Source organism: Paenibacillus sp. Marseille-Q9583 (genome assembly GCF_976954365.1).
Genome location: NZ_CDRJTB010000002.1, coordinates 77735 through 91423 on the forward strand (window position 1 = coordinate 77735; position 13689 = coordinate 91423).

12 protein-coding genes are annotated in these 13689 nt (G+C 45.8%); 9 read left to right on the plus strand and 3 right to left on the minus strand.

All coding sequences use genetic code 11. The features are described from left to right. The first annotated feature begins 12 nt into the window (after positions 1-12). Genes ACWNM1_RS02150 through ACWNM1_RS02165 form a run of 4 tightly spaced genes read left to right on the plus strand, consistent with a single transcriptional unit; the run spans position 13 to position 5173 of the window. Positions 13-1395, plus strand: coding sequence for a 3' terminal RNA ribose 2'-O-methyltransferase Hen1 (locus tag ACWNM1_RS02150; RefSeq protein WP_449599513.1), 1383 nt, complete (start codon positions 13-15; stop codon positions 1393-1395). Further along, positions 1395-4016, plus strand: a complete 2622-nt coding sequence (locus ACWNM1_RS02155; RefSeq protein ID WP_449599515.1) for a polynucleotide kinase-phosphatase — start codon at positions 1395-1397, stop codon at positions 4014-4016. Before ACWNM1_RS02150 ends, ACWNM1_RS02155 begins: the two co-directional genes overlap by 1 nt. Before the next feature lie 42 nt (positions 4017-4058). Further along, the gene (locus ACWNM1_RS02160) at positions 4059-4616 is read left to right on the plus strand and encodes an RNA 2'-phosphotransferase (RefSeq protein WP_340974255.1); all 558 of its coding nucleotides are present in this window, start codon (positions 4059-4061) and stop codon (positions 4614-4616) included. A 35-nt stretch (positions 4617-4651) separates the two neighbouring features. Continuing rightward, a complete protein-coding gene (locus tag ACWNM1_RS02165; protein WP_449599517.1) occupies positions 4652-5173 on the plus strand; it encodes a mismatch-specific DNA-glycosylase in 522 nt (173 codons plus the stop codon). A gap of 157 nt (positions 5174-5330) precedes the next feature. Here the strand turns inward: ACWNM1_RS02165 and ACWNM1_RS02170 are convergent, their stop codons facing one another. Next, positions 5331-6266 (minus strand): MraY family glycosyltransferase, encoded by a 936-nt coding sequence (locus ACWNM1_RS02170; protein WP_042124401.1) that lies wholly within the window; start codon positions 6264-6266, stop codon positions 5331-5333. A 168-nt stretch (positions 6267-6434) separates the two neighbouring features. Between ACWNM1_RS02170 and ACWNM1_RS02175 the strand changes: the two genes are divergently transcribed. After that, positions 6435-7136 carry a YjjG family noncanonical pyrimidine nucleotidase gene (locus ACWNM1_RS02175; protein ID WP_449599519.1) on the plus strand — a complete coding sequence of 234 codons (702 nt, stop codon included), beginning with the start codon at positions 6435-6437 and terminating at the stop codon, positions 7134-7136. Positions 7137-7194: 58 nt separating this feature from the next. On the opposite strand, the gene ACWNM1_RS02180 is transcribed toward ACWNM1_RS02175, so the two are convergent. Continuing rightward, the gene (locus ACWNM1_RS02180; RefSeq protein ID WP_449599521.1) at positions 7195-8172 is read right to left on the minus strand and encodes a ring-cleaving dioxygenase; all 978 of its coding nucleotides are present in this window, start codon (positions 8170-8172) and stop codon (positions 7195-7197) included. A gap of 166 nt (positions 8173-8338) precedes the next feature. On the opposite strand from ACWNM1_RS02180, the gene ACWNM1_RS02185 reads away from it, so the two are divergent. The 3 genes from ACWNM1_RS02185 (at position 8339) to ACWNM1_RS02195 (ending at position 11476) form a co-directional block, all read left to right on the plus strand. Continuing rightward, positions 8339-9145 carry an AAC(3) family N-acetyltransferase gene (locus ACWNM1_RS02185; RefSeq protein ID WP_449599522.1) on the plus strand — a complete coding sequence of 269 codons (807 nt, stop codon included), beginning with the start codon at positions 8339-8341 and terminating at the stop codon, positions 9143-9145. A gap of 108 nt (positions 9146-9253) precedes the next feature. Beyond that, positions 9254-10186, plus strand: a complete 933-nt coding sequence (locus ACWNM1_RS02190) for a manganese-dependent inorganic pyrophosphatase (protein WP_449599523.1) — start codon at positions 9254-9256, stop codon at positions 10184-10186. Positions 10187-10369: 183 nt separating this feature from the next. Beyond that, positions 10370-11476: a Glu/Leu/Phe/Val family dehydrogenase gene (locus ACWNM1_RS02195; RefSeq protein WP_449599525.1), complete on the plus strand. Its 1107-nt coding sequence runs from the start codon at positions 10370-10372 to the stop codon at positions 11474-11476. Positions 11477-11559: 83 nt separating this feature from the next. Here the strand turns inward: ACWNM1_RS02195 and ACWNM1_RS02200 are convergent, their stop codons facing one another. Continuing rightward, positions 11560-12243, minus strand: coding sequence for a peptidylprolyl isomerase (locus ACWNM1_RS02200; RefSeq protein ID WP_076299216.1), 684 nt, complete (start codon positions 12241-12243; stop codon positions 11560-11562). Between the two features lie 204 nt (positions 12244-12447). Here ACWNM1_RS02200 and ACWNM1_RS02205 point away from each other — a divergent pair, with 204 nt between their 5' ends. Then, positions 12448-13653, plus strand: coding sequence for an MFS transporter (locus ACWNM1_RS02205; protein ID WP_449599527.1), 1206 nt, complete (start codon positions 12448-12450; stop codon positions 13651-13653). Positions 13654-13689: the final 36 nt, after the last annotated feature.

Sequence of the window (13689 nt, forward strand, 5' to 3'; positions counted from 1 at the left end):
AGAGATGAAGATATGCATTTAATTATCAAGGCAACGGGTTCAGGGGCGGGGATGTTGTCCCATCTACTGGCCAAAAATCCGCATAATTTATATGACAGGAGCGATAAAGAAGCTAGAGTGCGCATTGTGTTCACTGCAGCTTCCGACGAAGAGACAGAGGCCGTTATCTATGTCACACCAGATCCAATAGCTCTAGTTAAAGGAAATACAGCTCATAATGACATCACACAATATATTAACGATCGGGAGTTTGTTACGAGCAGCCGATTCTGCTCTTATATCCGTCCAGCGCTAGGTACAGCTCTTAATGGAAAGCCTAAGGAAGTATTTTTGCCTTGGGTAGATCACAAATTTCAATTGGAGCTGTCCTTTGGCCCAGTAGCATCGAACCTACCTGATCACACGATTGAGGAACTGTTTCATGCACTTGGCTACGAGCTTGAGCTTGAAAGAGGAGATGCAGTGTATTCTTTTGATTTAAAAAGCCGCAGTTCTGCACGATACATTAGGCTGCGGGGAGAACAGACTCTGCAAACGGCCCTTCGTCAACTGTTCATTCTGATTCCGGCATTAGATGATGATAAGCATTATTTTATCAGTGATGATGAGATTGAAAAAATCAGGCGTTATGGCGAAGGCTGGTTGGATAGTCATCCGTTGCTTGCGTTAATTCTCAAGCGGTCACTACGATTTGCTAATCTTATTAAACAATTTGATGGAGAGGAATCCTCCCCTTCTTCTGAAAAAGTGGCCATTACTCCTGCTGAGATTTCAGTTGAGCCTAAAATTAGATTAAATGATCTGCGTTATGCGGCGATTGCAGAAACAGTAGAAGGGTTGGCTTTCAATAGTAGTATTGTTGACTTTGGTTCCGGTGAAGGAAAACTTTCGGCAAGACTCGGAAGTGTGCCGGGCGTCAAGCAGATCTGGGCGGTTGAGCCTTCGGCAAACTCACAGTTACGCGCAATCGATCGCTTCTCGAAGCTTGAAGACCGAGAAGGAGTTACGGTGCCGACGCCTGTTACAGGTTCTTTGTTCTATTTCGATGAAACGCTGCGGAACAAGGATATTATGGTTTTATGTGAGGTTATTGAGCATATCGACGAGCATAGGCTGGCTCGAGTGATGGAGACTATTCTGTCGGAATATAGTCCTAAGGTATTGATCCTGACTACACCGAACAAGGAGTATAACGAGGTGTATGAGATGGAATCGGAAGAAATGCGGCATAGTGATCACCGTTTTGAATGGGGACGAGCAGAGTTCTCCGAATGGTGTATACGCTGGACGAGCTCCTTTGATTATTCGGTTGATTTTAAAGGAATTGGCGAGGGTTCTGACGCTTTTGGATACCCGACGCAGATGGCGATATTTAGTAAGGAGGGAGCATTGTAATGACTACAGAAGAGCAAAAAGAAAAGCAGCGAACCATTCTTTTTCCGCATGCAGGAATTATTGTATTGGTGGGTCCCTCCAATAGCGGCAAAAGCACTTTACTGCGTAGATTAGTAGATGAAGGGACGTTGTTGCAGACAGAAATCGTCTCATCGGATGATTTCCGTAGCATGCTTGGCGACACTGATTTTATGAATTGGAAGAATCGCCCCCGCGAAGAAGCAGATATTATTTTTAATGATTATCAGTTGCTCTCAAGCCTAGCCTTTGAAGCAATGAATTCAGTCATTGCCATGCGCTGCCGACTTGGAAAACTGACGGTGGTGGATGCTACACATCTGCAAGAGGAATACCGTAAGCAATATTTAGATTTAGCAGATAAGTATAATGTTCCATGTATGGCTTGGGTGCTCGATGTTCCAGAGGAAACGCTGCTGGAGCGGGATGTACAGCGTGAGCATCCACGAGGACGCCAGCGGGTCAAGCAACAATATGGACAGTTCAAGCGTTCGCTACGGAGTGTTAAGGACGAGGGCTTTGCTTCGACTTATTTTTTGAAAAAGACGGAGTCAGTACTTTTTGAACGTAAGCAGAACCCGCTTTGGGTTGAAATCGATAAAGGACTTGATATCATCGGCGACATTCATGGTTGTTATGAAGAGATGATCGAGCTACTCGAAAGATTGGAGTATAAGGAAGATGAGAAAGGGTTGTACAAACACCCCGAGGGTAGGCAGTTAATTTCTGTGGGGGATGTGATGAGCCGGGGCCCAGAATCGCTGAAGACGATGAGGTTTTGGAAAAAGCATGTAGATGCTGGAATCGCCCGCATGATCGACAGCAACCATGGCTGGAAAATCGCCCGCTACCTGGATGGTCGCAAAGTTACATTAAGTCACGGAGACGAGAATATCGCCGCTGAGCTGGAGGCATTTGCGCTAGAAGCAGGCGATGAGGAGGCAAAAAGGCTTAGGGATGAACTTAAACAGTTTCTGTTGTCCGCGCCTAGCCACTTGTTGTTTGGCTGCAATGGCGTGCGGCGGGTCATAGTTACCCATGCCGGAATTCGTGATGAATTTATCGGCAAGCAGTCCAAACGGATTCAGGATTTCTGCCGGTATGGGGACACTGATGGAATGGATGGCAAGGGTGCTCCTGTAAGGAAAGAATGGTATGTCGAACACGAATCTGGGGAGATCATCGTCTGGGGGCATGATCCTAGACCTTTCCCAACCGTGGTAAAAAATACAGTGAACATCGACCAGGGTGCTGTATTTGGTGGATCTTTAACTGCGTACCGTTACCCTGAAGGGAAGTTTGTTAGTGTTAAAGCGAAACACGATTATGCAGGTGATCCGGATAGTCCGTTAATACGTTGGGAGCGGGGGAGATTCTCACCACCTAACCTGCGTAAATTCGTGGAAGGCTACTCAGTCCAGACTGACCTTTATGGTGAAATAACTGTGCGCGGAGAATTCGTTAAAGCGGCCATAGACACGGTCTCCCACTTTACGGTTCCACTTGAGGAACTGGTATATATCCCGCCGACCATGAGTCCGCCGCCTTCAGTGTCTATAGATGAGAACTATCTGGAGCATCCGCGTGAAGCTTTTGCTTATTTCCGCGCACAAGGTGTGAAGACAATGATCGCGGAGAAAAAGCATATGGGCAGCCGGGCCATCCTATTGTTATTCCGGGATGAAGAGGCGGCATTACCGTATGTGGGCAGGCCGTCGTTAGGCACGATTTATACACGTACTGGCCGAGCTTTTTTTGACAGGGATACTGAATCTGAAGTGTTACGTAGGCTGAACGCGGATCTCGTGCAGGCGAATTATTTTGCGAAAAATAACACGGATTTGCTGCTCCTAGATGCGGAGATCGTACCATGGAACTTGAAAGCGCGTGAGCTGATTTCCTCCCAATATGCACATGTGGCTGAAGCTGCACTGTTAGATCGGGAGCATCTTTTGGAGAAGCTGCGTGAAGCTGAAAGATCAGGGCGAGATGTTACCTCGTGGATACAGGAAATGGAGGAGAAGCTCCAGAATGCTCATCTTTTTAAGGAAGCTTTTCAAAAGTATTGCTGGGACGTAAGTGGATTAGAGGGGATTAAGATTGCTCCCTTCCACACGCTTGCGCATAGCGGACAAACTTTCTTTGAGCACAGCCATCTTTGGCATATGGAGCATAATCGTGAACTAGCGGAGTTGTCACCTTTATTTATGGAGACTGAATACCGCACGGTTTGTAATGAAGCGGACGAGGAACAGATCATCCGTTGGTGGGAAGAGATGACGGAGGATGGGCATGAAGGGATTGTTATCAAACCGGAAACATTTATAACACGTAATGGAGATAAACTGGTTCAGCCTGCACTCAAGGTGAGAGGGCGTAAATATCTGCATATTATCTATGGAATAGATTATTTACAGCCGGATAATCTTGTACGCCTCAAGCAGCGCAAAACAAGTAAAAAAGAGCGAAATGCCTTAATGGAATGTGCGCTTAGCCGGGAATCGGTGGAACGTTTTATTCGTAAGGAGCCGATAGAACGCGTACATGAATGTGTGCTTGCTGCGCTGTCTTTGGAGTCTGATCCTGTAGATCCACGGCTGTAGAGAATAGAATAGAAATGAGTTATGAATTGAGGTAGAAATATAATGTTAAGCAATGCTACAGAAGTGTCGTTAAGTAAATTTATGACTAAATTGCTCCGGCATACTCCAGAGCAGTATGGCCTTATTTTGGACCCTGAGGATGGTTCCTGTACGTTGGATGATTTGTTGTCTGTGCTGGTGAAAGCTCCTAGATGGTCTGAGGTGACTGTGGGAGATATTCAGCAAGTGGTTGCAGGCTGCGAGAAGCAACGATTTGAAATCAATGGAGATCGAATCAAAGCTCGGTACGGGCATAGTCATACCAAAATTTCCTATGATCCGGGAACTCCGCCATCTACGCTTTATCACGGAACTCATACTGGCGTTCTTTCAGTTATTTTGGAAGAGGGACTCCAATCAATGGGACGCCAATATGTTCATTTATCCGAAGGGACACATTTTGCCAGTCTGGCCGGAAGCCGCAGAGGGAAATTGATTCTACTGACTGTTGATACGATTAGCGCTGGTCAAATGGGTGTAACTTTTTATTGTGCGGGTAATGAGGTATGGCTGGCGGACCCAATTCCGGCTTCCTGTCTTAATGTGTATACCCCATTGTAGAATTAGAACATCGTTTGGTTAGGAGGCATACTCACATGAATGGAATTTCAGATCACCTAGATCACGGATTGCAGATTGTATTTATTGGTTTTAACCCGAGTATTCGTTCAGGTGAGGTAGGGCACCATTACGCGAATCCACGAAATAATTTCTGGAGAATCTTGCACAATTCAGGACTTACTCCTCGGCTATACGACGCGTCTGAGGACGGGGAACTACTTAAGCTGGGGTATGGTTTTACAAATATTGTTTCCAGGCCTACACGCGGAATCGACGATATTACCCGTGAGGAATATAATGAGGGCCGAGAATTGCTTCGCTCCAAGCTGGAATTGTATCGCCCACAGGTCGCCTGTTTTGTAGGAAAAGGTGTATATACAGAGTTTAGTCGTAGGACTAAAGCAAACTGGGGATTTCAAGGGGATGTACCTCCGAAGGTAGACGGTGTACGTGAATTTGTAGCTCCCTCTTCCAGTGGATTAGTGAGGATGCCTATGGAGGAGATCGTAGGGATTTACCGTAGGTTAGCTGAGTTTACGCAAGAGAGCGACAGATGAGATGATGTGTTTGGTTGCAGAGTTATGGGCTTGAAGAAGTATGAACTTCAAACAAAAAACGAGCAAGTTTCCAGATTGGAAACTTGCTCGTTTTTATTACTTTAATGGACTAGCCGATTCGATTGTTCTTGTACGATACTAATCCGCAAATAATACATCAAGTCTCAATCAACAAAAGGATGATAGAGGATAAGGATAGACAAACGCTGATCAAGCATAACACGGCAACGACTTGCTTCTGGCTCAAACCTGCACGAAGCAGGCGGTAATGAGCCTGGGTAGCGTCGGCCTGATAAATGGACTTGCCTTGGATAAAGCGTTTGACGACGACAAAAATATTGTCGAAGATCGGAACGCCCAGCGCCAGAATCGGAATGAACAGCGACAGGGCCGTAGCTTGCTTAAACGCACCGTCGAGTGCGATTACCGCAAGGATGAAACCTAGAAAGGTAGCCCCGGCGTCGCCCATAAAGATTTTGGCAGGCGGTTTGTTATAGCGTAGATAAGCAATGGTGACACCGACGAGTGCAATCGCCATAATCGCTGAAGAGGATTGCCCCTTAGTTAAGGCGACAATAAATAGTGTTATGGCCGAAATAGCAGTTAAGGCGCCAGCTAAACCATCCATACCATCCGAGAAATTAATGACGGTGGTTACGCCGAAGATCCAGATAATCGTCAATAGAAACTGTAATACCACGGGTAGAACGATATAATCCCCTGAGAAGGGGTTGTAGAAGCCCGTAAATGCATTGCCGGAAAGATAAACAAGAACAGCTGCACTAACCTGCACAATCATTTTGGGTAGTGCCGGGAAATCTTTACCCTTTGTTTTGTACCAGTCATCTATGGTACCTATGGTCAGCAGCAGCACACCCCCTGCAAACAGTGCGACAGTCTCCATGGAGAATTCACGGGCAAATACCAGATAGGTAATGAAGAATCCAATGAATATGGCGTAACTGGCCGTAAGCGGTATAGGCTCTCTATGAATTTTACGCTCAACGTCCTGACGAGGCTTGTCCACAAAATCAAGTCGGAAAGCAAGTCTGCCGAGCGGCGGAATTAGAAAGTAGACGATAGAAAAAGACATTAGAAACGATAAAACGTATAATATGACGCTCACCACCGTTTTCTTTTTAAAATAACACAATTCGCTTAAAACTACCTTAAAAAAGTAAATTTTTGTCGTCTGACTGATAAGTTGACTTGATTGTATCACTGTAGTACCTTTTTGAGAAAAGAGTTTTGGGGGATATTTATGAAATACGACGTTATTTTATTCGATGCTGACGATACACTGTTTGATTACGGAATGGCAGAAAGTCACGCGTTATCTAACGCATTTCTACATGTTGGGATGCCCACAGGTGCTGAGGATTATGCTGCCAGTTATCAGGAGATTAATCATGCGCTGTGGCGGGATTTGGAGCAGGGGAAGATTAGTTCTGCGGCATTACGGGTGGAACGGTTTAATAGGTTATTCGCTGCGAATGCGCTGGAGCTAGATCCTGAGGCGTTTAGTGAAGCGTATCTACGTTTCTTAGGCGAGGGAACCTTTCTGATCCAGGGAGCGATCGAGCTGTGCGAGGAGCTTGCCGGCTGTCGATTAGCGATCATTACGAACGGAATTAAAGAAGTGCAAACTTCCAGAATCCAAGGATCACCGCTTAGTGAAACATTTGAGCAGATCATTATTTCAGAGGAGGCTGGTTGTCAGAAGCCGGAGACAGGGATTTTTGATTATGCTTTTGCCAAATTGGGGATTTCGGATAAGGAAAAAGTACTGATTGTAGGGGACTCCTTAACCTCTGATATTCAAGGCGGAATTAATTATGGGATCGATACTTGCTGGTTTAACCCGCTTGGTAAAGAGAATACGTCGGGTATTCAACCGAAATACGAAATTCAAGATCTGTCGAAGCTCTTAGATATTGTAGGCAAGACAACGGATCTTCAATAAAAAATAAGGTGTGAGCGCATCAGCGACTCACACCTTTTATTAAGTGAGCTGAAGAATCTTATTGCCGAGTATCCAGCGGCTTCAGATAAGCTTCGATTTGCTGGCGTTTCGATTCCAGAAAGGGTGGTAGTGCAAGAGATTCGCCCAAACTTTCCATCGGCTCATCTGTTGCAAAGCCTGGTCCGTCTGTAGCTAGCTCAAAAAGAATGCCGTTAGGCTCACGGAAATAAAGGGAGCGGAAGTAGAAACGATCCACGAATCCGGAGTTAGGAAGCTGAGTTGTGTGTATATGCTCTACCCATTGCTTCAATTCCTCCTCGTTATCCACGCGGAATGCGACATGGTGCACACCACCTCGTCCCAAATGCTCCTGCTCTAGATCATTACGTTCCTCTAGGTGAACCTCTGCACCTGATCCGCCTTCTCCAGTCTCGAATACGATCACATCTGGCTGGCCCGCTACTGTTGAAGGATATGAGCCTTTGCGGCGGAAGCCAAGCAATTGCTCCAGTACAACCGCCGTATGCTCTGCACTTTCTACTGTAAGATGTGCGGGACCTAGGCCAACAATCCCATATTCAGCAGGTACCGGGCTTTTAGCCCAAGGAATGCCGCCGGCAACCCCCTTATCATTTTCGTCGGATACTAGAATGAAACGTTGCCCTTCGTGATCACGGAAGGCTAAAGTCTGGCGGCCACCAATTGTTTGAATTGTACCATGCTCTACGTTAAGCTCAGTGAAACGCTGCTCCCAATAGGTAAGTGAAGCATCGCTTGGCACTCGAAGGGAGAGCGCGGAGATGCTGTTATTGCCTTCACGGTTGCGGCCCGCCATCGGGAGTTCGAAGAAAGTTAATTCGGTTCCGGGATTACCCTTCTCATCACCATAGAATAAATGATACACTGAAATATCATCCTGATTGACTGTCTTTTTAATGAGACGCAGTCCAAGTACTTCAGTATAGAACTTGAAGTTTTCCTGTGCTTTACCTGTAATCGCGGATACGTGGTGTAGTCCTTTTAATGTTAAAGTCATGTGTAATTACCTCCGTGTAAATGCTAAATGTGAGCAAGTTGTATTGTGATCGACAGAATTTAGATGAGTATTATTAAGTTACTATAATTTTAATAGTGAAATACGATTTTTGCAAGTAGATGTTTATGCATCATAAAATCCAGTTCGTACATAAGGAGAGCGTAGAATGCACACAACAACTAGCTTGATGAATCAATTGCAGGAGCTAAAGCTTGATCCACACGGAACTATTCTGGTCCATTCCTCTTTAAAAAGCATTGGGGAAGTAGATGGAGGCGCGAACACAGTACTGGATGTACTCAGTGAATATATGAAGGACGGACTGCTCGTATTGCCAACTCATACATGGGCTTATATTAATGCAGACAATCCAAGGTTCTCTGTTCAAGATTCCCCATCTTGTGTAGGGATATTACCGGAGTTATTCCGTAAACGTCCAGGTGTTATTCGCTCTTGGCATCCGACACATTCTGTAGCGGCTTTAGGTGCAGATGCTGAGGAGTTCACTACAGGAGATGAACGCTGGGATACGCCGTGCGCCCGTGGTTCAGTGTGGGGCAAGCTACTTGATCGAAAGGCGGAAATTGTACTGCTGGGAGTCGATCTTCGGCGGAATACGTTCATTCATGGCATTGAAGAGTGGGTCGATATTCCAGGCAGAATGACGGATACCCATGAGGAGCTATATACGGTGACGCCGGGAGGAGATGAAATCATGGTGCCTTCTCGCAGACATTGTGGCCTCTCTTGGTCGGAGCATTTTTGGAAGGTGGAGCGTGAGCTTGAAGAGGGCGGTGCCATGCGCAAGGGTAACTTTGGAGACGCGTTAGTCAGGGTATGTGGGACAGTAGAAACGACGGATATTCTAAGTCAGATGCTGAAGGAAAACCCTGATCTTTTCTCAGATAATGAACCGCTACATGGTGAATCCAAGCCAGATCCGCTTCCAAAGACGAGGCGTGAGCAGCCTTAGATGAGGATGATAGAATTGCGATAAAGCATTTTTCAAACCACGCAATCTGGAAGCCGCTATCAATGTATGGTATATTAATCTCACTAAAACATAGTAAGGAGATTGGAAATGGAAAAAACATTGGTTTTTGGACACAAAAATCCGGATACGGATACCATTTGTTCTGCAATTGCTTATGCTGCACTCAAAAAGGAATTGGGCTGGGATGCTGAGGCCGTTCGTCTGGGCGAGGTTAGTGGTGAAACGCAATTTGCGCTTGATCATTTCGGAGTCGCTGCTCCTCGTCTGGTAGAGAACGTAGCTGGTGAAGCAAATCAGGTTATTCTTGTTGACCATAACGAACGCCAACAAAGTGCGAATGACATTGATCAAGTGCGCGTGGTTGAAGTTATCGACCATCACCGGATCGCAAACTTTGAGACTGCACATCCGTTATACTATCGTGCTGAGCCAGTAGGCTGTACAGCTACTATTCTTAACAAGTTGTATAAAGAAAACGGAGTTGCTATTCCTAAAGAAATCGCCGGATTGATGCTGTCTGCGATCATTTCTGATTCCTTGCTGTTTAAATCACCAACTTGCACTGCGGAAGATGTAGCTGCAGCACGTGAGCTTGCTGAAATCGCTGGTGTAGATGCTGAAAGCTACGGTCTCGACATGCTGAAAGCTGGAGCTGACCTTAGCGACAAGAGTATCGCTCAACTGATTTCCTTGGATGCAAAGGAATTCAAAATGGGTGTATACAAAGTTGAAATCGCTCAAGTGAATGCGGTGGATGTTAATGATGTTCTCTCCAAACAAGCTGAACTGGAAACTGCACTTACTTCCATTATTGCTGAAAAAGAATTGGATCTGTTCCTGTTCGTGGTTACAGATATCCTTAATAATGATTCCGTAGGTCTGGCTCTGGGTCGTGTTGCAGGTGCAGTTGAAACGGCGTACAATGTTAAGCTGGATGACAATAAAGCACTTCTCAGAGGTGTAGTATCCCGTAAATCACAAATCGTTCCTGTTCTTACAGAAACAATTGCTAAGCTGTAACGCATTTTGACAATTGCACTCTATCCGGTGCAGTAGCATTCATATAAGAGCCACGTCATCCATTGAAAGTTATAAGGGTGACGTGGTTCTTTTTGTTTTACGACACATTCTGCTACAATACTTTGAGAGGTAAGAGTAACAACCAACATCTGGAATATAACAAAGAGATAGGGGATATTAAGAATGGAATTGTTTGCAACACTGGAGCAGGACGATTACGAGGAACTGTTATTTTGTCAGGACAAAGCATCAGGATTAAAGGCAATCATCGCCATTCATGACACTACATTAGGGCCCGCACTGGGTGGAACACGGATGTGGACCTATGCTACAGAAGAGGAAGCGATTGTTGACGCGCTTCGATTAGCGAAAGGGATGACGTACAAAAATGCAGTATCCGGCCTAAATTTAGGCGGTGGGAAAACAGTAATTATAGGGGATCCCAAGAAGGATAAGAATGAAGCGATGTTCCGTGCTTTTGGAAGATACATACAGGGCTTGAATGGACGTTACATAACAGCCGAGGATGTTGGCACTACTGAAGAAGATATGAACATTATTTATCAGGAGACAGATTATGTTACAGGTACATCTCCTACTTATGGTTCATCGGGCAATCCGTCACCAGCGACGGCTTACGGCGTATACCAAGGGATGAAGGCAGCGGCCAAAGCAGCGTTTGGCAGTGATTCGCTCGAAGGAAAGACTGTAGCCGTTCAAGGCGTTGGGAATGTGGCTTTTTCGCTGTGTAAACATCTTCATGAAGAGGGCGCTCAGCTTATCGTAACCGATATTCATAAAGAAGCTGTGGCGCGCGCAGTAGAGGCTTACGGCGCCAAAGCAGTCGATCCCGCAGATATTATCAGTACAGACTGTGATATCTATGCCCCATGCGCACTCGGAGCAACGATCAATGATGAGTCCCTCCGGGTAATTAAGGCGAAGGTGATCGCAGGCGCAGCCAACAATCAGTTAAAAGAGGCCTATCATGGCGATACTCTGCACGAAATGGGCATTGTGTATGCTCCAGATTATGTGATTAATGCTGGTGGCGTTATTAATATTGCGGATGAACTGAATGGCTATAATAAGGAACGAGCGTATAAGCAGGTTTCAAAAATTTACGATAACATCACCCGCGTGCTGGAAATCTCACGTCTGAATGGAATTCCTACTTCTGTTGCGGCAAATCAGCTTGCAGAGGAGCGGATTTCCTTATTAAGAAATACCCGTAGTACTTTCTTGCTTAACGGCCAACATGCTCTTAGCAGAAGATCACTACGAGGATAAGTTGCATAGGTACTTAAATTAGTCTTTCACAAGTAAAAAACGCCCTCGGCGTCCACTAAGGAAACCGAAGGCGTTTTTGCTTGTTATTGTACCTTTTGTGGTTCTGGGTAAGTGACGCCCAGTGTGTCGACGGTTACTTTCTTCATCACTGGTGGCTCTTCTGGACGATCTGAACTGTCTGTTTTCAAGCCAACAATAGATTTAACCACGTCCATGCCTTCGGTAACTTTACCAAAAGCGGCATAGCTTCCATCTAGACTAGGATAAGCTGCATCCATAATAAAGAACTGGGAACCGGCAGAATCTGGAGCCTGTGATCTTGCCATGGACAGAACACCTTCCGTATGCAACAGGTTATTAGTAAACCCGTTTCCAGAGAATTCTCCAGCGATGCTATATCCTGGGCCACCCATACCGGTACCATCAGGGTCACCGCCCTGAATCATGAAGTCAGGGATCACTCTATGGAATATGGTGCCGTCATAAAATCCTTTTTGAATCAGTGAGATGAAGTTGTTCACAGTGTTAGGGGCAACTTCAGGATAAAGCTCGGCTTTGATGATGCCTCCGTTATCCATCTCAATGGTCACAATGGGGTGGCTTGCTGTAGCTGAAGGGAGTCCTTCGTTAGCGCCAGCATTTGTCTCGCTGCTTGCGTTATTTCCTGCTGCTCCACTGCTGCTTCCATTATTACTGCTGGCATTGTTATTGGTAGGCTTATTACCGCAACCTGCTGCAATAACCATCACCAGGCATAACATGACCATTAGGATAGCAGATCTTGCTCGTGTAGACTTCACTAATCAATCTCTCCTTTTTCTTAAATAATCTCGTAGGTACTTCTCATAATAACCTCTTTGTCCCTTTACATGCAAAGGTCAGTTGTGACATGTGGAATTGGCACATTATCAAAAGAGGTTTACAATAATAGGAATGTTTGCGCGAGAACATCAAGAAAGGATGTGTAGATCATGCGCTTTTCATGGAAACGGAACTTGATCGTGCTTTGGGTGGGTGTCTTTTTTTGTAGTACGGCGTATTCGATCTCTATTCCGTTCCTCTCTATTTTTTTGAGTGACGAGCTTGGGGTTACGAATCATTTGGAAATTTGGTCTGGGGTTAGCTTTGGCATAACCTTTCTAGCCAGCGCTTTAATTTCTCCCTACTGGGGTTCCCTCGCCGACAAATATGGTCGGAAGCCGATGCTTATTCGCTCGGGCTTCAGTTTGGCAGCCTTATATCTGATTAATTACTTCGTGCATGATCCTTACGTCTTTCTGCTCGTGCGCGTACTGCAAGGATTGCTTGCTGGATTTGTTCCGGCTGCGATAGCCATGGTGGCTACGAACACACCTGAGGATAAGACCGGTTATGCGCTGAGTATTATGTCTACAGCCGGAGCAACGGGCAGTATCATTGGTCCATTGATCGGCGGTGTAGTGAGCTTTTACACAAGCAATCGGGTTGCTTTTTTATTCTCAGCAGGTATTGTACTCGTTTCGGCACTTATCGCTACTTTTTTTGCTAAAGAAGAGAATTTTGACCGATCTGCTCCGAGGTCTCATGTAAGTGATGATATCAAGGAAGCGCGAAGCAATCGCGCATTTATGACTTTGCTATCGCTGGCGGGGATAAGCACCTTTTCTGTTATGATTCTGGAGCCGCTTATTCCGATACATCTGCTAGACATGGGAATCGCCAAGAGCAGTGCCTCGCTAAGCTCAGGAATTGTATTCTCCGCTGTGGGTATTGCTACTGTGCTAATGGCTCCGCAGTGGGGGAGAATCGGAAGCCGGAAGGGCTTCGGAATGATCCTGTTCATTGGATTAATCGGTGGAGGTATCGGTAATATTCTGCAATTCTTTGTTACAGGGTATGTGGAATTCGCCGTTCTTCGTTTTGCCTACGGCTTGTTCTATGCAGGTGTGCTTCCATCTGTAAATGCAATGATTGTTCAAGTGATTGAACCCGGGTTTCGCGGACGTGCTTTTGGCCTCAACCAAGCGGCATCTCAACTCGCGACAATGGCCGGTCCTATTATAGGCGGCTTACTTGGGGCTTTTATCCAGATTCGCTGGGTGTTTGTGATCAATGGGGTGATGCTGCTTGTAGCAGCGGTATTGGTTAAGACCCGCAAGCTGGATTCTCAAATTGCAGCAGCGCGTTCAGCAGAATAACGGGCAGCTCAAGAGTAACCCTTACTGAGGAAAGTG